The sequence below is a fragment of the Streptomyces sp. NBC_01750 genome, from assembly GCF_035918095.1.
Taxonomy (GTDB): Bacteria; Actinomycetota; Actinomycetes; order Streptomycetales; family Streptomycetaceae; genus Streptomyces.
Genome location: NZ_CP109137.1, coordinates 8,835,274 through 8,854,796 on the forward strand (window position 1 = coordinate 8,835,274; position 19,523 = coordinate 8,854,796).

24 protein-coding genes are annotated in these 19,523 nt (G+C 69.2%); 12 read left to right on the top strand and 12 right to left on the bottom strand.

Going from position 1 to position 19,523, the window contains the following annotated elements; genetic code table 11:
• The first annotated feature begins 12 nt into the window (after window positions 1-12).
• Both OG966_RS39855 and OG966_RS39860 read left to right on the top strand, forming a co-directional pair.
• The gene (locus OG966_RS39855) at window positions 13-420 is read left to right on the top strand and encodes an STAS domain-containing protein (RefSeq protein ID WP_326655002.1); all 408 of its coding nucleotides are present in this window, start codon (window positions 13-15) and stop codon (window positions 418-420) included.
• A gap of 46 nt (window positions 421-466) precedes the next feature.
• The gene (locus OG966_RS39860) at window positions 467-688 is read left to right on the top strand and encodes an alkylphosphonate utilization protein (RefSeq protein ID WP_326655003.1); all 222 of its coding nucleotides are present in this window, start codon (window positions 467-469) and stop codon (window positions 686-688) included.
• A 248-nt stretch (window positions 689-936) separates the two neighbouring features.
• Here OG966_RS39860 and OG966_RS39865 read toward each other — a convergent pair whose 3' ends face one another.
• A complete protein-coding gene (locus OG966_RS39865; RefSeq protein WP_326655004.1) occupies window positions 937-1,536 on the bottom strand; it encodes a beta/gamma crystallin domain-containing protein in 600 nt (199 codons plus the stop codon).
• 272 nt (window positions 1,537-1,808) lie between these two features.
• Window positions 1,809-1,940 (bottom strand): hypothetical protein, encoded by a 132-nt coding sequence (locus OG966_RS39870; protein WP_326655005.1) that lies wholly within the window; start codon window positions 1,938-1,940, stop codon window positions 1,809-1,811.
• Between the two features lie 400 nt (window positions 1,941-2,340).
• Between OG966_RS39870 and OG966_RS39875 the strand changes: the two genes are divergently transcribed.
• The gene (locus tag OG966_RS39875; protein ID WP_326655006.1) at window positions 2,341-2,613 is read left to right on the top strand and encodes a hypothetical protein; all 273 of its coding nucleotides are present in this window, start codon (window positions 2,341-2,343) and stop codon (window positions 2,611-2,613) included.
• A gap of 187 nt (window positions 2,614-2,800) precedes the next feature.
• Here OG966_RS39875 and OG966_RS39880 read toward each other — a convergent pair whose 3' ends face one another.
• Together OG966_RS39880 and OG966_RS39885 are read right to left on the bottom strand one after the other, a co-directional pair.
• Window positions 2,801-3,151 (bottom strand): anti-sigma factor antagonist, encoded by a 351-nt coding sequence (locus OG966_RS39880; protein ID WP_326655007.1) that lies wholly within the window; start codon window positions 3,149-3,151, stop codon window positions 2,801-2,803.
• Between the two features lie 14 nt (window positions 3,152-3,165).
• Window positions 3,166-3,372, bottom strand: a complete 207-nt coding sequence (locus OG966_RS39885; protein ID WP_326655008.1) for a hypothetical protein — start codon at window positions 3,370-3,372, stop codon at window positions 3,166-3,168.
• Window positions 3,373-3,556: 184 nt separating this feature from the next.
• Here OG966_RS39885 and OG966_RS39890 point away from each other — a divergent pair, with 184 nt between their 5' ends.
• The 7 genes from OG966_RS39890 to OG966_RS39920 all read left to right on the top strand — a co-directional run bounded on the left by OG966_RS39890 (window position 3,557) and on the right by OG966_RS39920 (window position 11,378).
• Window positions 3,557-3,907 carry an ArsR/SmtB family transcription factor gene (locus tag OG966_RS39890; protein WP_326655551.1) on the top strand — a complete coding sequence of 117 codons (351 nt, stop codon included), beginning with the start codon at window positions 3,557-3,559 and terminating at the stop codon, window positions 3,905-3,907.
• 206 nt (window positions 3,908-4,113) lie between these two features.
• On the top strand, window positions 4,114-4,593 hold the full coding sequence (locus tag OG966_RS39895) for an NADH-quinone oxidoreductase subunit B family protein (RefSeq protein ID WP_326655009.1): 480 nt from the start codon (window positions 4,114-4,116) through the stop codon (window positions 4,591-4,593).
• Window positions 4,590-6,623: a proton-conducting transporter transmembrane domain-containing protein gene (locus OG966_RS39900; RefSeq protein WP_326655010.1), complete on the top strand. Its 2,034-nt coding sequence runs from the start codon at window positions 4,590-4,592 to the stop codon at window positions 6,621-6,623. The genes OG966_RS39895 and OG966_RS39900 overlap by 4 nt, the downstream gene beginning before the upstream one ends.
• On the top strand, window positions 6,620-7,573 hold the full coding sequence (locus tag OG966_RS39905) for a respiratory chain complex I subunit 1 family protein (protein ID WP_326655012.1): 954 nt from the start codon (window positions 6,620-6,622) through the stop codon (window positions 7,571-7,573). Before OG966_RS39900 ends, OG966_RS39905 begins: the two co-directional genes overlap by 4 nt.
• Window positions 7,574-7,580: 7 nt before the next feature.
• The gene (locus OG966_RS39910) at window positions 7,581-8,273 is read left to right on the top strand and encodes a hypothetical protein (protein ID WP_326655013.1); all 693 of its coding nucleotides are present in this window, start codon (window positions 7,581-7,583) and stop codon (window positions 8,271-8,273) included.
• On the top strand, window positions 8,273-9,892 hold the full coding sequence (locus tag OG966_RS39915; RefSeq protein WP_326655014.1) for a proton-conducting transporter transmembrane domain-containing protein: 1,620 nt from the start codon (window positions 8,273-8,275) through the stop codon (window positions 9,890-9,892). The genes OG966_RS39910 and OG966_RS39915 overlap by 1 nt, the downstream gene beginning before the upstream one ends.
• A 4-nt stretch (window positions 9,893-9,896) precedes the next feature.
• A complete protein-coding gene (locus OG966_RS39920; RefSeq protein WP_326655015.1) occupies window positions 9,897-11,378 on the top strand; it encodes a hydrogenase large subunit in 1,482 nt (493 codons plus the stop codon).
• 8 nt (window positions 11,379-11,386) lie between these two features.
• Here the strand turns inward: OG966_RS39920 and OG966_RS39925 are convergent, their stop codons facing one another.
• From OG966_RS39925 to OG966_RS39940, 4 genes are all read right to left on the bottom strand, one after another.
• The gene (locus tag OG966_RS39925; protein ID WP_326655553.1) at window positions 11,387-11,512 is read right to left on the bottom strand and encodes a DUF6126 family protein; all 126 of its coding nucleotides are present in this window, start codon (window positions 11,510-11,512) and stop codon (window positions 11,387-11,389) included.
• Between the two features lie 23 nt (window positions 11,513-11,535).
• Window positions 11,536-11,955 (bottom strand): ATP-binding protein, encoded by a 420-nt coding sequence (locus OG966_RS39930; protein WP_326655016.1) that lies wholly within the window; start codon window positions 11,953-11,955, stop codon window positions 11,536-11,538.
• 86 nt (window positions 11,956-12,041) lie between these two features.
• The gene (locus OG966_RS39935; RefSeq protein ID WP_326655017.1) at window positions 12,042-12,386 is read right to left on the bottom strand and encodes an ArsR/SmtB family transcription factor; all 345 of its coding nucleotides are present in this window, start codon (window positions 12,384-12,386) and stop codon (window positions 12,042-12,044) included.
• The gene (locus OG966_RS39940; protein WP_326655018.1) at window positions 12,367-12,579 is read right to left on the bottom strand and encodes a hypothetical protein; all 213 of its coding nucleotides are present in this window, start codon (window positions 12,577-12,579) and stop codon (window positions 12,367-12,369) included. Before OG966_RS39940 ends, OG966_RS39935 begins: the two co-directional genes overlap by 20 nt.
• A 456-nt stretch (window positions 12,580-13,035) precedes the next feature.
• Between OG966_RS39940 and OG966_RS39945 the strand changes: the two genes are divergently transcribed.
• Window positions 13,036-13,467, top strand: a complete 432-nt coding sequence (locus tag OG966_RS39945) for an SRPBCC family protein (protein WP_326655020.1) — start codon at window positions 13,036-13,038, stop codon at window positions 13,465-13,467.
• Window positions 13,468-13,807: 340 nt separating this feature from the next.
• On the opposite strand, the gene OG966_RS39950 is transcribed toward OG966_RS39945, so the two are convergent.
• The 3 genes from OG966_RS39950 to OG966_RS39960 form a co-directional block, all read right to left on the bottom strand.
• Window positions 13,808-14,725: an RNA polymerase sigma-70 factor gene (locus OG966_RS39950; RefSeq protein ID WP_326655021.1), complete on the bottom strand. Its 918-nt coding sequence runs from the start codon at window positions 14,723-14,725 to the stop codon at window positions 13,808-13,810.
• Window positions 14,722-15,915, bottom strand: coding sequence for an NAD(P)/FAD-dependent oxidoreductase (locus tag OG966_RS39955; protein WP_326655023.1), 1,194 nt, complete (start codon window positions 15,913-15,915; stop codon window positions 14,722-14,724). The genes OG966_RS39950 and OG966_RS39955 overlap by 4 nt, the downstream gene beginning before the upstream one ends.
• A gap of 596 nt (window positions 15,916-16,511) precedes the next feature.
• Window positions 16,512-17,903, bottom strand: a complete 1,392-nt coding sequence (locus tag OG966_RS39960) for an IS1380 family transposase (RefSeq protein WP_326652221.1) — start codon at window positions 17,901-17,903, stop codon at window positions 16,512-16,514.
• Between the two features lie 174 nt (window positions 17,904-18,077).
• Here OG966_RS39960 and OG966_RS41090 point away from each other — a divergent pair, with 174 nt between their 5' ends.
• On the top strand, window positions 18,078-18,416 hold the full coding sequence (locus OG966_RS41090; protein WP_442806796.1) for a hypothetical protein: 339 nt from the start codon (window positions 18,078-18,080) through the stop codon (window positions 18,414-18,416).
• Here OG966_RS41090 and OG966_RS39970 read toward each other — a convergent pair.
• Complete coding sequence (locus OG966_RS39970) at window positions 18,395-19,516, bottom strand: serine hydrolase domain-containing protein (protein WP_326647208.1); 1,122 nt, start codon at window positions 19,514-19,516, stop codon at window positions 18,395-18,397. The two genes, OG966_RS41090 and OG966_RS39970, sit on opposite strands and share 22 nt — an antisense overlap.
• Window positions 19,517-19,523: the final 7 nt, after the last annotated feature.

The following is a 19,523-nucleotide window of genomic DNA, read 5'->3' on the forward strand; positions in this document are numbered from 1 at the left end:
GAGAGAGCGACGATGACCATCGAGTGGCGTTACACCACACACCAGGACCTCGGAGTCCTCTCCCTGACCGGATTCCTCGGCGCGGATGCCGTGGCCCGCTTCACCGGCGCCGTCGGCTGGGCCCTGGCCCGCGGCACGGGACCGGTCATCCTCGACCTCACCGGGCTCCGCGGCTGGTCGGCCGGGGGCCAACTGGCCGTCGCCCAGGCAGCACGCCAACTCGCAGACGAAGGACGGCGCCTGGAGCTGGCAGCGATCCCCGCCGACGGCTCCCTCGTCCCCGACGGCAGCCACCCGCCCATCCCTGTGCACGGTGATCTGGCCACTGCCCTCGCCACGCACCAGGACGTGAGCAGCCCGGCGCGGGAATGGTGCAGCGACGACTGGCCGGGCGCGGGGAACCCGGCCGTTCAAGGCTAGCGGTAAGAGATATACACACAGGAACGAAAGCAGACAGGGAAGCAGCATGAGCGACGTGATCGTGAAGGACAGCAACGGAACCCCGCTTCAGGACGGCGACTCCGTGACGCTGATCAAGGACCTGAAGGTGAAGGGGACCTCCGAGACCCTCAAGCGCGGAACGCTGGTGAAGAACATCCGGCTCACCAGCAAGCCCGGCGAGGTCGAGTGCAACACCAAGAAGGTCAAGGGTCTGGTCCTCAAGACCGAATTCCTCAAGAAGGCCTGACCCCGGCTCTCCAGCCATGCCCACTTCGGCTGCCCTGGTTCCCCTGCTGCACATCGTCCCGTCGAAGACAGACACGGAACGTCTGCTGGTCATCTCGCCCGAGCTTGCTGACGTGCTCAGTGCCGTCGTCTGCCGAGTACGCGACGACAACGGGGCAGTTCCATGTCACCGCCTACGACATCCAGGAACGAGTCTGGAACCCGCCACCTGCCCTGCGTCAGCGGGGCCGCAGTGGACGGTAACGTAAGCTAAACGGCCGTCAGTTCGAAGATGAACTGGTTGCGACCGTCCCGCTTGTACCTCATGTTGTCGGGGAAGTTCGTCTCGTCGGCGACATCGACCGACTTTGTGGTGCCGTTCCAGGCGAAGTAGACGGATCCCGTGGCGACGTAGTTTCCGCTTTGCTCGTCGCGGACGTAGATGGCTGTGGTCACGGGCGGGCCGTCCTCCGGCATGATGCCGACCAGGCCGTACTCGAGGTCCCCGGAATAGACCAGGATCTGGCCCACCTCAAAGGAGTCCACCTTCAGGCTGTACTGCCGGTTCTGCCCACCGGTGAGGTCTTCCAGCCGGACCGCGATGGGCAGCGTGGTGTCCCGGGTGACCTTGAACCTCGACAGACCTCCGATGCCGGTGATGTCCGACTGGTCGAGATTCCACTCCCGGTACTTGCCGGTCTGGTTGGCGTGCTGCCAGGCGAGCACCTTTGCCTGCTGGCCCACCTTCAACGACTTGAACTTGTCGTTGAGCTCGCCCGGATGGAGATTCTCGTCGGCGCCAAGGTCGTAAGTGTGCGCCTCGCCCGCAAAGGAGAGCTGGGCGTAGAAGGTGACCTGGTCGTCTTTCATGTGCACCCCGAATCGACTACTGAAAGTTGATCAAGTATCACTCGGCGGAGTCATCGGCTGACCGGCGACACACCCACAGATGCGCGGGGAGCCCCAGGGACCTTCGGCCGGCGGGCGACGGAGCACCAGTGCGGTAAGTCGCAGGTGTCTGCAATTGGGCAGCCGTCGGCACGCGGAACAGTGAAGTGCGGTGGTGGGAACCACCGCGCCCAGATACCGGGTGAGGCTGGCCGCCCCCGTAGGACGGACAGCACAGGAGGTGCGGGTGGCGGTCAGAGGCCGCCCCAGCAGACGCAGGGCCACCGCGCCCCGAGCGCCGCGGTGACCCGATGCACCCGTTCCGTCGCGATCAGCACGTAGACGGTCGCGAACACCGCGACCGTCAGCCACGCCGTGACACTCACGGCGGACTCACCCCGCAGCTACGGACCGGCTGAACGAGTGCGGGATATGGACACAGATACGGGCGGGCTCCTGGAGTAGTCATCGGCGCGGACTCCGTTCGTGCCGTGGCCACGAACACCCAGCACCAGCCCAGCGCGACCCTCCTCGATCCAGCAGCCGGGTGAAGCCGTAGGGTTGTTCCTCAACCCCACCATTACCCGCAGCCCCAAGCGCGGACCATCGGGTCCAACACCCATCTTCAGCCAGGACGTGACGCTGCCGCCGGACAGCAGTCTCCGGGGGCTGCGGAGGCGTCTGTACGCCAGAAAGTGCACCGCAATGCTCGGATTCGAAAGCCCACCTACGAGTTCCTTCGGAACTCCTCGCCCAGTTGAAGTGTGCAGCCACCGTCAAGCGCACATGCGCGAGGCCGCGCGGCTGCGCCGGAACGTGTGGATCGTCGCCGACACGCCCAAGACCCGCTCGGGGAAGATCATGCGCCGGGTGATCACCGGGATCTCCAACTTCGCCGACGTCGGCCACGTCACCACTCTGGCCAACCCCGAGATTGTCGACGACACCCGCCACCACATCCAAAACGCGAAGCTCGCCCGTGGCGCCACTCCCCGCGAACTCTCACGCAAGAAGCCCAGGAAATCCGGGACTTCGGCAAGGCCGAACAGCGGCGCCTGAAGAACGCCACAGGTGGGGACACGAGGCCGGACCACCCTCGCGTCGGACGGCACCGTCCTCACCGCGGCCGGGGGCGTGGCAGGCGTAGACGATCTCGCGGGCCTTGAGGAACCGGCGCCGCTCGCCACATGTCGGCGGTGTGCCGGCGGAACGTGATCCGCGGGATCCTGTGGAGGGTGGGCTGTGGTCAGCCGGAGGCCGCTGTGTGGGCGTCGAGGGCGCTGTTCAGGTCCGGGTAGACGCTTATCGAGTCGGCCTGGTCGGCCCATGAGTGCGTTGCCTCGAGGCGGTCCAGGCCGCACACGGCGAGGGCACGTTCATTTGCCCCCAGTACGGCGGCTGTCTGCAGGACCGCCGTCTTTCCCTCTGTGCTCCAGCCCAGCAGCTCGGTCAGGTCCAGGACGACAGCACCTGTGCTGCGGGCCGCCACCCAGCCGAACCCCTCCGAAAAGCGGTCGACCGCACTGCTGCCGAGGAACCCGGCAACACTCATGACCGCCACGCCGCGCTGTTCCCCGAAACTCCAGCTGATGCTCATGGGCGGCGCCATTCTCAGTGCTCGCCGTCGGACAGCTTCGGGCTGCCGGCCAGGGGGGCGGTGTGCCCGATCCAGCCGCGCTCGAGGTCCATGCTCAGCAGGCGCTCATGCCCGCAGCGGGGGCATGAGCCGTCAGGTTCGACGGCCGCGGGCAGGCACTTGAGACGGCACGCGAAGCACTTGAGCAGAGCACTGCCACCACGCAGGCGTGGAATTCTCATCCCGAACCTCCCACTCTCGACCTTCAGAATTGCTAATCTTAGCAATTCCCGAGGTCATCACGTTGGTGGGATGGCGCGAGGATGGCTCCATGGTGAAGAGTTTTGGGTGGATGGGATGCACGGTGCAGGCATGGCAACGATCGTCCGGCCTTACGGCGGCACGCGCGGGCGCGGGGCCGGTTCAGTGAGCGCGCCGCTGTACCAACTGAAGGCGGAGTTCTTCAAGACGCTGGGCCATCCGGTGCGGATCCGGGTGCTGGAGCTGCTGAGCGAGCGTGAGCATGCGGTCTCCGAGATGCTGCTGGTAGTGGGGGTCGAGCCTGCCCACCTCTCGCAGCAGCTGGCTGTCCTGCGCCGGGCCAATCTGGTCATAACCCGCCGGGAGGGTTCGGCCGTTTTCTACTCGCTGACCAGTCCGCAGGTGGCTGAGCTGCTGAGGGTCGCGCGGGCGATCCTGTCCGGTGTGCTGGCGGGTCAGGCCGAACTGCTCGCCGACCTGCAGGCGGCGGCGTCCGAGGGAGAACCGCGGACCTGAGCCGTCCCCAGACCGGCGGCCGCCCTTCGGCGTGCATGGACAGCGCTCTGCGCGGCGAGGGGCGCCGCCTTCAACCCGCCGACGCGCAGCCGACAAAATCTCAACAAAATAGTCAAAGCGCAAGAAAAAAGGGCGTAACTCCGGCTGTGGAGACGTCCGTTAGCCACCTGCGGAAGAGTCCTCACCAGCATCCGGGAGGGGCGTTCATGGGCTTGCTGCGCAAGATCCGCGACACCGGGCGGGTGGCTGAACCTGCTCCGCCCTCGGCGGTGGAACCGCTGCCGAGGGCGCGCGGGTTGGGCGGATCGGTGCAGGTGCGCTGTGTGGATGCCGGGTCGTGCAACGGATGCGAGATCGAGATCGCGGCGGCCTTCGGCCCGGTCTACGACGTGGAGCGGTACGGAGCCCGGCTGGTGGCCTCGCCCCGGCATGCGGATGTGGCCCTGGTGACCGGGCCGGTCACGCGGAACATGGCCGAGCCGCTGCGGCGCACGGTGGCGGCCATGCCCGAGCCGCGGCTGGTGGTCGCGGTCGGGGACTGTGCGGTCAACTGCGGTGAGTTCGCGGGAGGGTACGGAGTCGAGGGCGCGGTCGCGGATGTCGTACCGGTCGATCTCGAGGTGCCGGGGTGCCCGCCGACGCCGGACGACATCGTGGCGGCGCTGCGGCGGGTGACCGGCCGGTGAGCCTGGTTGCGGCCGCCCTTGGTGCTGCCGTCGCCATGGGCGGGGCCGGAGCGGTGGCGGGGGCCGGGCTGCCGGTCCGGTGGCGCATCATCGCCGCCGGTATGTGCACGGCGGGGGTGGGGGTGGCCGGTGGTGCGGCGGGTGTGGCTGTACTGGGCGGAAGGCGATGGTCGGCCGAGCTCCCGGGGCTGCTGCCGCTGGCCGGGGTGCATCTTGAAGTGGATGCGCTGTCGGGGCTGTTCATGGCTGTGGCGGGGGCCGTGGTGGCGGCGGTGGCGGTGTACGGCATCGGGTATGCGTCCGGGCACGGCCCGCACGGGCTGGGTTCACGGGCGGCGCAGACGGTGCTGCCGCTGTTCGCCCTGTCGCTGGTGCTGGTGCCTGCGGCGGGATCGGTGTCCACGTTCCTGGTGCTGTGGGAGCTGATGGCGCTGGCCTCGCTGCTGCTGGTCCTGGCTGAGCATCGCGAGCGGCCGTCGGTGCGGACGGCGGGCGTCTGGTACGCGGTGATGACCCACCTCGGACTCGTTCTGCTGCTGGCCGGGTTCGCGTTGTTCGCCGCGCACGCCGGAGGTCAAGACTTTGCGGTACTGCGGGCAGGCGCGGACGGGATGTCTGCGACGGTGCGCGGTCTGGTGTTTGTGCTGACTGCGGCGGCGTTCGCTTCCAAGGCGGGGGCGGTGCCGCTGCACGCGTGGCTGCCGCGTGCCCACCCCGAAGCGCCCAGTCCCGTCTCGGCGTTGATGAGCGCTGCCATGGTCAACCTCGGCGTCTACGGGCTTATCCGGACCGGGTTCGACCTGCTGGGCGGCGGACCGTCGTGGTGGTGGCTGGGGCTGATGGTGCTGGGCGGGCTGTCCGCCGTGTACGGGATTCTGCAGGCCGCGATGGCCTCGGACCTGAAGAGGCTGCTGGCGTACTCGACTTGCGAGAATATGGGGCTGGTCCTGATCGGGGCCGGAGCGGCGGGCCTGTTTGCCGCCTCGGGTGATCGTTCGCTGGCCGCGCTCGCGCTGGCGGCCGCGCTGCTGCACGTGGTCAACCACTCGGCGTTCAAGGCCCTGTTGTTCTGCACGGCCGGTTCCGTCCTGCGCGCCACCGGGGTTCGGGATCTCGACCGGCTCGGTGGTCTGAGGGCGCGGATGCCGGTCACGGCCGGACTCTTCGCGCTGGGCGCGCTGGGGGCGGTGGCGTTGCCGCCCGGCAACGGGTTCATCAGTGAGTGGCTGCTGCTGCAGTCGCTGATCCACGGACTTCAGATGCCGGGGGTGGCCGTCGCCGTGATGCTGCCGCTGGCGGTGGCGCTGATTGCGCTGTCGGCCGGGATCGCCGCGGCGGTGTTCGTCAAGGCGCTCGGGGTCGGGTTCTTCGCCCGGCCGCGCAGCCAAGAGGCCACCGGTGCGCGGGAGGCGCCGCCCATGATGCTCGCCGGAATGGGGCTGCTGGCGGCCGGGTGCGTGGGGCTGGCGCTGGTCCCGGGGCTGCTGGGCAGTGGCTTGGATCAGGCCGTGCTCGCCGCGGGCCTTCCTGGGGGTCCGGCCGTGTCGGGCGGTGGGCTGAAGGTACGGCTTGCCGACGTGTCGGCGTCGCTGTCGCCGCTGTGGGTGGTGGCCGCCTTGACGGCGGCGCTGGCCCTGGCGGTGTGTCTGCCCCGGCTGTATGGCAATCGCCGTCGACGCAGAGACGCCAAGCTGTGGGACTGCGGCGGCGGCGCGTCCACGCCGAGGATGGCCTATACGGCGACCTCGTTCGCCGAACCTTTGCAGCGCGTCTTCGACGACGTACTTGCCCCGGAGCAGGACGTGAATGTCACGCATGCAGGGGAATCCGCGTACCTGGTGGAGCGTGTCCGGTTCCGCAACCGGGTGCCCGACCGGATCGAGCACCGGCTGTACGAACCGGTGCTGGCGTTTCTCGCGAGGTACGGGCGGGCCGCGCGCCGGCTGGCGGGCGGCAGCGTCCATCTTTATCTCGGCTACGGCTTCTTCGGCCTGGTCGCTCTGCTCCTGGTGCTGGCGGTGGGCTGGTGAGCGCCGCCGGGTATGTGGCGGTGGCGGGGCAGATCGCTGTGGTCGTCGGGGGCGCTCCCCTGCTCACCGGGCTGATGCGGCAGGTGCGGGCGCGCATGGAAGGGCGGGCCGGGGCCGGTGTGCTCCAGCCGTGGCGCGATACGCGCAAGCTGCTGCGTAAAGAACCGATCAGCGCGACCGGGACGGGGCCCGCGTTCCGTATCGCTCCGGCGCTGCTGGTGGCGACCACTGTGGTGGTCGCCGCGCTGGTTCCGCTGCTTTCCACGGACACCCCGGTCGCCGGGCGCGCGGACCTGATCCTGGTGGTGGCGCTCCTTGCGCTGGGCACCGTCGCCCTGGCGCTGGCCGGGCTGGATACCGGGACCGCGTTCGGCGGCATGGGGGCCTCGCGGGAGATGACCATCGCGGCCCTGGTGGAGCCGACCCTCCTGATGTCGGTGTTCGCCCTGTCGATACCGGCAGGCTCCACCAACCTGCCCGCCATCGTCTCCGGCGCCGTCCACGAACCGGCACGGCTGGCCTCGCCGGCGGGGCTGCTGGCGACCGCCGCGCTCGCCGTCGCCGTCCTCGCGGAGACCGGGCGGCTCCCGGTGGACAACCCGTCCACGCATCTGGAGCTGACGATGGTGCACGAGGCGATGGTGCTGGAGTACGCGGGGCCCGATCTGGCGCTGGTCGAACTGGGTGCGCACATGCGGCTCACGGTGCTGCTGGGGCTGCTCGCCTCGCTGTTCGCGCCCTGGGGCATCGCGACCACCGCATCAGCGTCGGCGCTCGCCGTCGCGCTGGTCCTGTTCGTGGTCAAGGTTGCGCTGCTGGGGATGGTGCTGGCCGCGGCAGAGGTGTTCTGGGCGAAGTTGCGGCTGTTTCGCGTGCCGGAGCTGCTCGCCGGGTCCTTCCTGTTGGCGCTGCTCGCGGTGACCTCCTCCTACTTCCTGAGCGGAGAGTGAGCGCGCGGTGAGCGAGAGTCTGTACACGCAGTTGCTGGACCTGGCCTGCGGGGCGTTCCTACTGGCGGCGGTGATGATCCTGTGGCGGCGTGAACTCGACGCGATCGTACGGATCTTCGCCCTCCAGGGCATTGCCCTGGCCGCCGTCGCCGTCCTCCTGGGGCTGCATGAGGAACGCTGGGACCTGATCGCGGTGGCGGCCGGAATCGGTCTCCTGCGGGCCGGAGTGCTTCCGTATCTGATGCGCAGGGCGCTCACCGCCCCGACCGGCGACCACAGAACGTATGACACGGACGGGGCCGAGACCCGGGAGACCCAGCCGCTGGTGAATGTGGCGGCGTCCCTGCTGACTGCGGCGGCACTGACCCTGCTCGCCTATGCCGTGGCCCGGCCGCTGGCCGAGCTCGACCCCACCCCGGCGACACGTGCCCTGCCGGTGGGCCTTGCGGTCGTCCTGATCGGGTTCTTCGTGCTGGTCACCAGGCGGCGGGCGCTGGCCCAGGTGGTGGGCTTCCTGCTGCTGGACAACGGCATCACCGCGACCGCCTTTCTCGCCACCTCCGGAGTGCCGCTGATCGTCGAACTCGGCGTCTCCTTCGATGTCCTGCTCGCCGTACTGGTACTGCAGCTGCTCACCACTCGTATGCGGGCCGCGTTCGGCACCACTGACATCGACGACCTGCGGGAGCTGCACGACTGATGCCGCATCTTCTCCAAGAGCCCGCTGCGACCGCCGTGTTGCTGACCGCGCCCCTCGCGGTGCCCCTCGCCGTAGCCGGCGTCCATGCGCTGACTGGCCTGCGTGCGTCTGCGGCGCAAGTCCGCGAGCCGAGCAGGGAGGTGTCCCGTCAGCCTGCCCTGGTCGGCGCCGCCACCGGACCGGCGGACGGGGCCGCAGCACCACCTCCGCCAGGGTCCAATGCACCTCACCGGGCCGACTGGTACGGGCTCATCTCCCCATCGGCGATCATCACCTGCGGTGCGGTACTGGCAGCCGCCCTCGGTGACGACGAAGCCGTGACCGCCTACGGCGGACTGCTGCGCGCCGATGCCCTGACGGTGTGGATGCTGCTGGTCGTCGGAGCCGTCGCACTGATCGCCTGCGCGAGTGCCCCCTCCTATCTGGCGGGCGAGCGCACCGCCGGACGGGCCGATGCCCGTAACACCGCGATCTTCCACGTCCTCGTGCAGGCGTTTCTCGCGGCCATGTGCCTGGCCGTGCTCACCGCGAACCTCGGAGTGCTGTGGGTGGCCATCGAGGCCACCACCATCGTCACCGCCTTCCTCGTCGGCCACCGCCGCACCCGCACATCCGTCGAAGCCGCGTGGAAATACGTCGTGATCTGCTCGGCCGGGATCGCCCTGGCCTTCCTGGGCACCGTCCTCATCTACTACGCCGCCCGGCAGGCGGGCATCGCGGAGGCGTACGCGCTTAACTGGCCCACCCTCATGGAACAGGCCGACCGGCTCGATCCGGCCGTCACCCGGCTCGGCATCGGCCTCGTGCTCCTCGGCTTCGGCGCCAAAGCCGGCCTCGTGCCCCTGCACGCCTGGCTGCCCGACGCCCACAGCCAGGCACCCGCCCCCGTCTCCGCTCTGATGTCCGGCGTCCTGCTGTCCGTCGCCTTCACCGCGATCCTGCGCTACCAGAGCATCGCCGACGCCGCCCTCGGGACCGGCTACACCCGCGCGCTGCTGACCGGCATCGCGCTGCTCACGCTCGCCCTCGCCGCGGCCCTGCTGTTGGCCCAGCGCGACTACAAACGGATGCTGGCGTACTCGAGCATGGAGCACATGAGCCTGATCGCCCTCGGTTCCGCGATCGGTACCCCTCTCGCCCGTGCCGCCCTGCTCCTGCACATCGCCGGGCACGGGCTCGCCAAAGCGGTCGCCTTCTGCGCCTCCGGCCACATCCTGCATCTCACCCGGACCACCCGCATCGGACGCGTACGCGGTCTGATCGCCCGGGCACCCGGCCTTGCGGGCATCTTCGGGCTCGCGGTCGTCGCGCTGCTCGGGTTCCCGCCCTTCAGCCTGTTCGCCTCCGAACTGGGCATCGTCCGCGCCGGATTCGCCGCCCGCATGGGCTGGGCCATCTCTGCGGCCCTGCTGCTGGTCCTGATCGCCTTCGCCGCGCTCGCCGCCCGCACCGCCCGGATGCTTCTCGGCCCCGCACCCACGGCCCGGACAGACGAGCCGCCCGCCACGACCCGATGGCCACTCGTCCTGGGCCTGGTGGCCTGCGCGGCCCTGGGTATCTCGACCGGTCCGCTCACCGACCTGCTGCAGGATGCCGCCCAGGCGATCGGAGCCCGCTGAAGCCATGCGCACCGTGCACGAGATCCATGCCGCCGAACTGCCCAAGCGGGCCGACGAACTGCTGCGCGCTGGCCGTCGACTGGCCCTGGTCGCCGCCCACCACGACGAGGACCGGATCCGCGTGGTGTACCTCTTCGTCGCGGGACCGCCCGATGCCCGTACCGAACTGCACGTACACCTCGACGCCGACCGGCCGGAGGTGCCGACGCTGGCTCACATGTCCTTCCCCGCAGGCCGGTTCGAGCGCGAGATGCGGGACCTGTTCGGGATCGTCCCCCGCGATCACCCCATGCCGCGCCGTCTGGTGCGCCACTTCCACTGGCCGCGCGGCTGGAACCCGATGCTCCCCGACGCCGGGCCGCCGCCGCCCTTCGCAGAACAGGAAGGCCCCTACCCCTTCCTCGAGGTCGAAGGCGACGGCGTCTACGAAATCCCGGTCGGACCCGTGCACGCCGGACTGATCGAGCCGGGCCACTTCCGCTTCTCCGTCGTTGGCGAGACCATCCTCAAACTCAAAGCCCGCCTCTGGTTCGTCCACAAAGGCATCGAAAAACTCTTCCAGCGCCGCAGCATCGCGGCCGGGCTGCCCCTCGCCGAACGGATCAGCGGCGACACCGCCGTCGGCCACGCCCTCGCCTACTGCCTCGCCGTCGAAGAAGCCACCAGCACGACAGTCCCACCAGAGGCCCAGCGCGCCCGCGCCCTCCTCCTGGAGCTGGAGCGCCTGCACAACCATGTCGCCGACCTGGGCATGCTCTGCAACGACGTCGGCCACTCCATCCTCAACGCCCACGCCCAGCGGGTGCGGGAACAACTCCTGCGCCTGAACGCCGAGATCACCGGTCACCGGCTGCTGCGCGGCGGCGTCGTACCCGGCGGCGCAGCCCTGCACGCGCTGCCCGACCCGCACCGTCTGAAGGCGATCGGCGCGGACATCCGCGAGATCGCGGGTCTCGCGCTCGACCAGTCAACCGTGCGCGACCGCTTCACCGGCACCGCCGTCCTCACCGCCAAGGCAGCGCGGGACATCGGCTGCCTCGGCTACGTGGCCCGCGCCAGCGGCCTGTCCGGCACCGACGCCCGTATCGGCCACCCCTTCACCGCGTACGACTCCGAAATTGCCGTCCCCAGCCGCGACACCGGCGACGTCCTCGCCCGCTTCCTCGTCCGCGCCGAGGAGATCGACGTCTCCCTTGCCCTGATCGAGCACCTCACCGACGGCCTCGCCCCAGGTGCCGTCCTCGCGCCGACGCCCACAGCCGGTGCGGGCCCCGGCACAGGGGTCGGCATCGTCGAGGGCTGGCGCGGCACCATCACCACCCGCATCGAGCTCGCCCCCAACGGCACCCTGGCCCGGGTCAAACCGGTCGACCCGTCGTTCTTCAACTGGCCCGCCCTGCCCGTCGCCCTCGCCAACACGATCGTCCCGGACTTCCCGCTGACCAATAAGAGCTTCAACCTCTCCTACGCCGGCAACGACCTATGACGCCGCCGCTACTTCGGCGCGTGCTCGCCGACATAGAACAGAAGCCAGACGAAGCCGGCGAACAGGTGCGTTGCGAAGACGTACACGAAGACGCGCAGCATGACGCCGCGTTCCTTCCACCTCTCCAGGTCCATCGGCTGCTTGGCTTGCTTCCCGGTCACGTCATCACTCCCGGCCTTGCATCTCCTGGGATCGCTGGATAAGGAATCCGGAACCGGACGAGTACGACCTTGCCGTCGTGATCCACGGCCGGTTCCGCGCTGACATCGCCGTCGTACAGGGCGGCGAGCTCACTCACCATCCGCAGACCCTCACCCCTTGCGTCCGCGGCGAGGCAAGGGAGGCGAGGGTCCCCGTCGCTGACCGCAATCACCAGCTGTCCGGCACCGACGGCTATCCCGACACCAGCCACGGAAGTGTGCGCCGCATGCCGGATCACGTTGGCGACCAGCTCGCTGGCCACCAGCAGCACCACGTCAGCGAAGGCGGAGTCCGCGGCGATGCCGACCTTCGGCAGGTGCTCGGCCACCGCCTGCCGAGCCTCCCGCACCGCCTCCGGCGCCACCCGGACAGACACCGTGTGCCTCTGAACCGCAGGCAAGGTGTGCTCGACTGCCGCCGCGGGCAAGTGCTTGCGCCACGGCCTGAACCTGTCCATCCCCATCACGGAGCCGCTTCCCTCTCCGCCTCGCGCAGCTCGGCCAGCAGCTCCTGCTGCCCAGCCAGCAGGACAGACAGGATGCGCCGCGCGGCAGCCAGCAGCTCCGCCACATCCCCGCCCGCCAGCTCGTACACCACCGTCGAACTCTCGCGGCTCGCCGTCACGATGCCCGAACGACGCAGCACCGCCAGCTGCTGCGACAGGTTCGACGGCTCGATCTCGATCGCCGCAAGAAGATCACGGACCGGCATCGGCCCGCCCTGCAGCAGTTCCAGCACCCGTATCCGCACCGGATGCCCCAGCATCCGGAAGAACTCCGCCTTCGCCTCATACAGCGGAACCGGCACCTCGCTCACCCTCCTCCGCCCCCACGTCGATCCCGTGGTCGCTCGCGAGCCGAAGCGCATCATCCAGGTCTTCCTGCGCCACCGCCGCGCCGTAAGCGTCCTCGGCCTCCAGCGCGGCCTCCAAGGCGGCCCGCGCTTCCCGGACACGCTCCAGCACCGCCTCGACGAACCCGCCCACGGCCACCCTTCCCACCTCGGCACTCTTGTCCGACTTGGCAACTAGCAAATTGAAGAACTCTTCAATTCTATGCCCCTGAGTGGCGCCGGTACACCACTCCCGGCGGCGGCGGCCACGTTGACGGAGGCCAAGCGATCCTTCGCGGTTCCGCCGACAGATCCACCCCGCATCCGCAAAGCGGCCGCAGGGGCATTTCTCGCCCTCCGAGGCGGAGGCGCGGCGGCATGAGGTCATGGCCCCCTACGTCGTCGAGGAGTGGGAAGGCTTCTACTGCAGCCGCTAACTCGCCGTCCCCCTGCGGTAGCCCCGCCCCCACCGTCCTCCGCCCGGCCCTCCTGCTCCCGCGCTCGCCCGATGCCGGAGGACACCGGCCCGCTGGCCCGCGGGCACTCACGCCCGCCGCCATCGATCCTCCGGGGGCACACTGGAGACAGCGCCCCGTAAGCCGTGAACCGAGCTGTGAGGTGGCCGATGAGCACTCTCGAAGAACAGATCGACATCGGTGTTCCGATGGATGTGGCCTGGGACTGCCTCCACCGCGTGGAGACGTATCCGCGGTTCCTGGTAGGAGTACGCGAGTGTCGTTCGGAGGGCGGGCACCGGGCGCACCTGGACGTCGACGCGGGCGGCCGGGCTCAGGAGTTCGAAGCCGAGATCACCGACCGGGGCAAGGAAAACATGATGGAGTGGCAGACCACGAGCGGTCCCGACCTGGCCGGAACGTTCTCACTGCTGCCTATCGACCGGGAGCACACCCGAGTCCAGGCCCGGATCGAGTACGACCCGGGCACCGTCAGGGAGGCGTTCGGCGGGCCGAAGGGTTTCGCCCAGGCAACCGCGATCGAACAGCTCGTACGGAATGACCTCGAGCACTTCAAGGAGTTGACAGAACGGGAACGGTGAGCCGCGCGACCGTTCCCACCGGGGCCTGAGGTCTCTGCCCTTCTCGGCCGCTGCGGCGGGACCGGCCCCCTGACCGGTTCGGGCGCAATCGCCGGTCTGCCTGTTCGGCATCGGCCCCGGCGGCGCGGAGGGTGTGACGTTACCGGCGCTCCCCTGGGGCTTCGCCCCCTACTGCGCTAGCGACGAACCATACGCAGACTCCATCCTGCCCACCGGTGGCTTCACCGGCCCACCCGAGGACACCCTCGACTGCGCCAGCCAGCTCCACCTGGGCGTGCTGGGACAGTCACACCCGGGCGCTCACGGGGATTCCGGAGGGTGTCGACAACGATCGGGCAGCTCAGGAGAGTTCGTGCCGAGTGCCGTCGGCGACGGCGTGGAGCTTGTCCGGGTTGGCCATGTTGTGGATGGTTGAGATGCGGCCTTCCGGGTCGAAGTCGAAGGTCAGCGTGGCGACCACGCGGCCCGGGCCGCGGAAGACCACGCCCGGGCCGGCATTGATCCAGGTGAGTTCTGCCCGCATCTGCCCGGGCTCGATGCCCTGGTAGGTCACGGTGCCGAGCTCGGCGAACCAACGGGCCACGGTCTCCAGGCCGACGACCGGCTTGAGGGCCTGGCGGACCTTGCCGCCGCCATCGGTCCACAGCGTCACGTCCGGGGAGAGCAGCTCCATGAGGGTGTTGATGTCGCCGCCCGTCGCCGCCGCGAAGAAGCGCTCGGTGACGTCGCGTTGGCGGGCGCGGTCCGCGGTGAAACGGGGCCGGCGGGCCTGGACGTGCTCGCGGGCGCGGTGCGCGGCCTGCCGGACCGCTGTCTCCGAGCGTTCCACCGCCTCCGCGATCTCCGCGTAGCTGAAGGCGAAGACTTCCTTCAGTACGAAGACCGCGCGCTCCAGGGGGCTCAGCGTCTCCAGGACGACCAGCAGGGCCATGGAGATCGAGTCCGCCGTGGCGACGCCGTCGGCGGTGTCCGGGCTGGTGAGGATCGGCTCGGGGAGCCACGGTCCGACGTAGGTCTCGCGCTGGTGGCGGGTCGAACGAAGCCGTTCCATCGCCAGGTTGGAGACGATCCGGGTCAGATAGGCCTTGGGGTCGGCGACCTGGGAACGGTCGGCCGCCGACCACTTGAGCCAGGCGTCCTGGACCACGTCCTCGGCGTCGGCGGCGGTGCCGAGGAGGCGGTAGGCGACGGAGAAGAGCAGGGTGCGGTACTGCTGGAAGGCGAGCTGGTCGGGGCTGGCCTGCTGTGGCTGGGTCACTTGGCGCTCCGGATCCGGGTGTAGCGGCCGCCGTGCGGCCAGAACGCGCCCGAGGCGGGCATCTTCTTCATGCGGGCGAAGGTCGGCCACGGCGCGGCGGTGACCGTCTCCTTGTACTTCGCGGCCCGCTTGCCGGTCAGCATGAGCCGGCGCGGGCTGTCGTCGGGGTGGGTGAACTGCACGACGGCGTCGTTCCGGCCCAGGCTGACGGGTGTGTGGTAGTAGCCGAAGCGGAAGGGCTTGGGCTCCTTGCCGGTCAGCACCCGCAGGATCGAGAGGGACGCGTGCACGCCGGTGGGCATGCCGCCCTGGCAGGTCCCGTGCATCACGCCGTAGCCCTGACGGATCGCCGCCGCGTCACCCACGGCGTAGACATCCGGGTGGGAGACCGAGCGCAGCGCACTGTCCGTGACCACACGGCCGCGCTCGTCGACGGTCAGGCCCGCGGTGGCAGCCAGCGGCGAGACGTGGGTGCCGCTGGTCCACAGCACCGCGGCCGCCGGGACGCCGGAGCCGTCCGCGAGCTCGACGCTGTCCGGCAGTACCTTGGTCACCTCGACGCCGCTGCGCACCCGCACGCCGAGCCGGGCGAGCGCCGCGTCCAGATAGGCTTTGGCCTTCGGGTGCATGCTCGCGCCCGGCTCCTGCCGGCCCAGCAGCACCACCTGGAGCTCCGGGTGCCGCTCGGCGATCTCCGCGGCGGCCTCGACGCCGGTGAGGCCGCCGCCGCCGACCACGACGGTCCCGCCGTCGAGCCGGGACAGCCGGTCGGCGAGGAGGGCGGCGTCCTCCGGGCTGTTGAGGGTGTAGGCGTGGTCGTCCACGCCAGGGACGGCGACGGTGTCCGCCGCGCTGCCCAGGCCGTAGACCAGGGTGTCGTAGCGCAGGACCCGGTCGTCGTCGATCCGGACGGTCTTCGCCTCGGCGTCCACCGCTGTGACCCAGCCGCGGACGAAGGCGGCGCCGGTGCCGTCCAGCAGCTCCGGGATGTTCATCTCGGCCGTCTCCTGGCCGGTGGCGGTCATGTGCAGTCGGAGCCGCTCGGTGAAGTTGACGTAGGGGTTGACCAGCGTCACTCGCAGGTTGCCACGCTTCCTGGTGCGGGCCGCGAGCTGGATCGCGGCGGAGAGCCCGGCGTAGCCGGCTCCCAGGACCAGGACCTCGTGCTGCTGCGCTGCTGTCGTGTTCATCGCTCTGCTCTCTCTTTCGTGTCGGTCGTTCCCGCTGTGCGGACGACCACCAGACGCAAGCTGCCCTTCCGTTCGTGACATGGGTCCGATATGACCCGCGTCACATCGCGAAGAGAGAGCGGGCGCGCGCTGCATCAGCACCCCGAGCACCGCGACGCGCAGCATTCAATCATGATCGACTGGCTCCGCACAGGAACTGACGGAACAACAGGATTCCGCAGGTCAGCGGCAGGACTTGGTGCTCTCACGCCGCCCGCGAGCACGACCGCCTCTACACCACCCCCGCCCAGCGGAACTACGCCCTCACCACTTGATCGCGAGCTTCACTCGAAACGAACCGGACCCAAATCACCGATCCTCATCACCTCGACACCTGAGCGGCGGCGCCCACGACCGGCTCCGGTGTCAACCCCCGAAGGACTTCCGGAGCCGACCACTTAGCCTCGATCCACCGATGTGGGCTGAGGGTGATCTTCTGGCTGAGGTCGGGGGACGGCCGTTGGATTGGGCACCTTGTAGCTGCTGGTCTGCCCAGCGTTTCCACGTGTTCGGTTCCGGTTGGGCCCTTGCGGGCGGGGTGGGCAGGGACGTTCGTGTCAGCCGGCTGGGCCGTGGACGGTGTCGAAGAGGTGTGTCCAGGCGTGCTGCCAGGGCCAGTTGTTCGGTAGGTGCAGGGTGACGCGCCGTGCGGAGCGGGCGGTCCGGGCGGGAACGTGGATCAGGTGGGCGCGGAGGGTGGCGGTGGTGGCCTTGGCGTGGAAGGCGGAGGTCAGAGCACCGGTGGCCCGCAGCAGGTTGTAGGTCATCGCCCACAGGGTCAGCCAGGCGGAGTTGGCGTGGAAGTGTCCGGACGGCAGGTGGGCCAGAGCTGCGGCTTTGCTGTCGGCGATGACCTGCTCGACGACGGCGTGGTGACGGTGTTCCCGTTCTGACTGGAGGGTCGGGGCGGGGTTGTCGGTGAAGAACGGGTGGTAGCGCCAGAGGGGGAACAGCTCGCCCTGTTCACCCACGACGGCGGGTTCGGCCAGGTCCCGGACCCGGCGCACGATCAGCCGGGCCGTGACCCGCTCGCTCTTCTTGCGGCCGGTGAAGGCGGTGTAGGCGGGTATCTCGGCGACTTCGGCGCCGGAGATGAGCTCGCCGGTGTCGGGGTCGGGCACCGCGGTGGGATAGGTGATCTGCTGCCATGCCTCGTCCGGAATGCCGAGGACGGCCCGCTTGATGGAGGGGTTCATGCCGCAGGTGATGGAGAAGCGGGCCCCGGTCCGGCGGCAGGCGGCGATTACACCGGCGTTGTAGAACTGTGAATCTGCCCGCAGGATCCGCAGGCCGGTGCAGCCGACCTCGACGGCGGTGGCCAGCGCCTCACTGACCAGTTTCGGGGCGCCGCGTGAGTCGGCTGCCTTCCCGCGGCGCATCCGCACGGTGGCGATCACCGGCCGCGAGGCGGGGGTGCAGATCGTGGCCAGCAGCGGGTGCAGGGTGCGGACGCCCTTGAACCGGCCGTACTCGGCGCCCTGCTTGGTCCGGCCGTAGACCCGTTTGTGGGTGGAGTCGACATCGATGAACGCCTTCTCGCCTGCGCCGGGCAGCAGCGGCGTGTGCGAGGCCAAAGCGGCCAGGAACCTGCGGTGCACCGCGTGGAGCTGGAGTGCGTGACCGTGGGTGAACGCGCGCAGGAAGCTGCCCAGCGTGGAGGGCGCACGGACGCCTGCGAACAACACGGGCATCGCGCCGTGGCGCAGGACGTGAAGGTCGTCGATGCTGTCCGCACCGGCGGCCATCCCGGCCACGATGCTGGTGACCTTGGCATCCGGCCCGGCACCCGCGCCGTTCTTCGCTCCGGTCAGCTTCACCTTCTCCGCCACCAGACGGGCCAGCCCGCACCGCTCGGCCAGCTGCATCACCGGGACCAGCCCGGCATGCGCGATCAGATTCGGGTCGTCGAACGCAGCGGAGACCGCCGCCGGAGTATGGGAAACTTTCATCTACGAGGTGCCTTGCTGATTGTGCGTGCTGGAAGCGTCAGAACTCCCATCATCGCAGGTCAGCAGGCACCTCTTCTTGATTCCTTATCCACAGGAGGCGGGTCACTCGGTGGATCGAGGCTAAGCAAGCACCCGCGCTTCCACGTCCACTTCGCCCCGACCGGCTCCTCCTGGATGAACCAGGTCGAGCGGTGGTTCGGCCTGCTGACCGACAAGCTCATCCGCCGCGGCGTCCACAGGTCCGTGAAGGCCCTGGAACACGACATCACCGCGTGGATCGACACATGGAGCGAGAACCCGCGGCCCTTCAGCTGGACCAAGACCTCAGACGAGATCCTCAACTCCCTCGCCGACTACCTCACCAAGGTCGGAACCGCCAGCCAGAAAACCGAGCCGGGCGCCTCGAGCCCCGCGGGCGGCGGCCCTGTGACAGCGGGCCCCGCGCCGTGCTTTCTATCAGCGGTGCGCGAATGGACCGACAGGGCTTTCGCTCAGCGTGTCAGTGCCTCGTAGGCGGTTTGGAGGAGCTTGTGGCTGCGCGGGTCGGTGAGGCCGAGATGGGTCATCTGGTTCATCACGTAGGCGATGGTCATGCGCGTGTCGAGGTCATTGACGACCAATGATCCGCCCCTTCCGCCCCAGTAGCAGGTGTGGAGGTTGGGTGTGCCGACCGGTGCGTCGTCGGCGTTCAGGGCGTAGCCCATGCCGAAGCGCAGAGGGATGCCGAGTACGAGATCGATGCCGTGGGACTGCTCGTCGAACACCATGCGGCAGGTAGCTTCGGACAGAAGGCGCGCTGAGGGCGTTTGGCCTCCGGATGCCAGTACCGATTGGATGGCGGCCACAGATCGCGCGTTTCCGTAGCCCGCCGCGGCAGGGATCTCGGCGCGGCGCCACTGGGCGCTCCAGGTATCCTGAGCGGTCACGTAGGCGCCGACCGGAATGGTCACCCGTGGGTTGGCTGCGGGTGCGGGGCCGGGTGCGGGGATGACATCGGAGACACGGAGGTCGTGTTCGGCTGGGAGGCCGATGTGGAAGTCGGCGTCGAGTGGGGCAGCAATGTGGTCGGCGAAGAACCTGCCGATTGACTGCTGGCATATGCGGCGGATGACCTCGCCGATCAGAAAGCCGTGGGTGAACCTGTGGTAGCCAGAAGCCGCGCCAGGTTCCCAGCGGGGCGACTGGCGGGCCAGTAGGGTGGTGGCCTTCTCCCAATCGCACAGGTCGTCGAGGTTCATTGGCTGGTCCCAGTCGGGGAGACCAGCGGTGTGGCCGAGCAGGTGCCGGATCTCGATGCGGTCTTTTCCTGCGGTACCGAACTCCGGCCAGTATTTTGCGACCGGTGCGGTCAGGTCGAGTTCGTCGCGGTCGGCGAGGACGAGAGCACACAGCGCGGTCATCGTCTTCGTAGTGGACCACACGTTGGTGATGGTGTCGCGCTGCCATGGTTGGGTACATTCCTGGTCGGTGTGGCCTCCCCACAGGTCGACGACGGGTTCGCCGTCTAGGTAGATCGCCACCGAGGCACCGACATCCGCTCCGCTGCGCAGGGAGTCGGCGAACGCCTCCCGTACTGCGCTGAACTGGTGGCTACAGTTGCCTTGAATTTCCATGTCGAAC

Coding starts and splice junctions, on each gene's coding strand:
- OG966_RS39945 (WP_326655020.1), top strand. CDS start 13,036: ATGAGCACTCTCGAAGAACAGATCGACATCGGTGTTCCGATGGATGTG.
- OG966_RS39970 (WP_326647208.1), bottom strand. CDS start 19,516: ATGGAAATTCAAGGCAACTGTAGCCACCAGTTCAGCGCAGTACGGGAG.
- OG966_RS39855 (WP_326655002.1), top strand. CDS start 13: ATGACCATCGAGTGGCGTTACACCACACACCAGGACCTCGGAGTCCTC.
- OG966_RS39875 (WP_326655006.1), top strand. CDS start 2,341: ATGCGCGAGGCCGCGCGGCTGCGCCGGAACGTGTGGATCGTCGCCGAC.
- OG966_RS39955 (WP_326655023.1), bottom strand. CDS start 15,915: ATGAACACGACAGCAGCGCAGCAGCACGAGGTCCTGGTCCTGGGAGCC.
- OG966_RS39925 (WP_326655553.1), bottom strand. CDS start 11,512: ATGGACCTGGAGAGGTGGAAGGAACGCGGCGTCATGCTGCGCGTCTTC.
- OG966_RS39920 (WP_326655015.1), top strand. CDS start 9,897: ATGCGCACCGTGCACGAGATCCATGCCGCCGAACTGCCCAAGCGGGCC.
- OG966_RS39895 (WP_326655009.1), top strand. CDS start 4,114: ATGGGCTTGCTGCGCAAGATCCGCGACACCGGGCGGGTGGCTGAACCT.
- OG966_RS41090 (WP_442806796.1), top strand. CDS start 18,078: ATGAACCAGGTCGAGCGGTGGTTCGGCCTGCTGACCGACAAGCTCATC.
- OG966_RS39865 (WP_326655004.1), bottom strand. CDS start 1,536: ATGAAAGACGACCAGGTCACCTTCTACGCCCAGCTCTCCTTTGCGGGC.
- OG966_RS39880 (WP_326655007.1), bottom strand. CDS start 3,151: ATGAGCATCAGCTGGAGTTTCGGGGAACAGCGCGGCGTGGCGGTCATG.
- OG966_RS39960 (WP_326652221.1), bottom strand. CDS start 17,903: ATGAAAGTTTCCCATACTCCGGCGGCGGTCTCCGCTGCGTTCGACGAC.
- OG966_RS39885 (WP_326655008.1), bottom strand. CDS start 3,372: ATGAGAATTCCACGCCTGCGTGGTGGCAGTGCTCTGCTCAAGTGCTTC.
- OG966_RS39915 (WP_326655014.1), top strand. CDS start 8,273: ATGCCGCATCTTCTCCAAGAGCCCGCTGCGACCGCCGTGTTGCTGACC.
- OG966_RS39860 (WP_326655003.1), top strand. CDS start 467: ATGAGCGACGTGATCGTGAAGGACAGCAACGGAACCCCGCTTCAGGAC.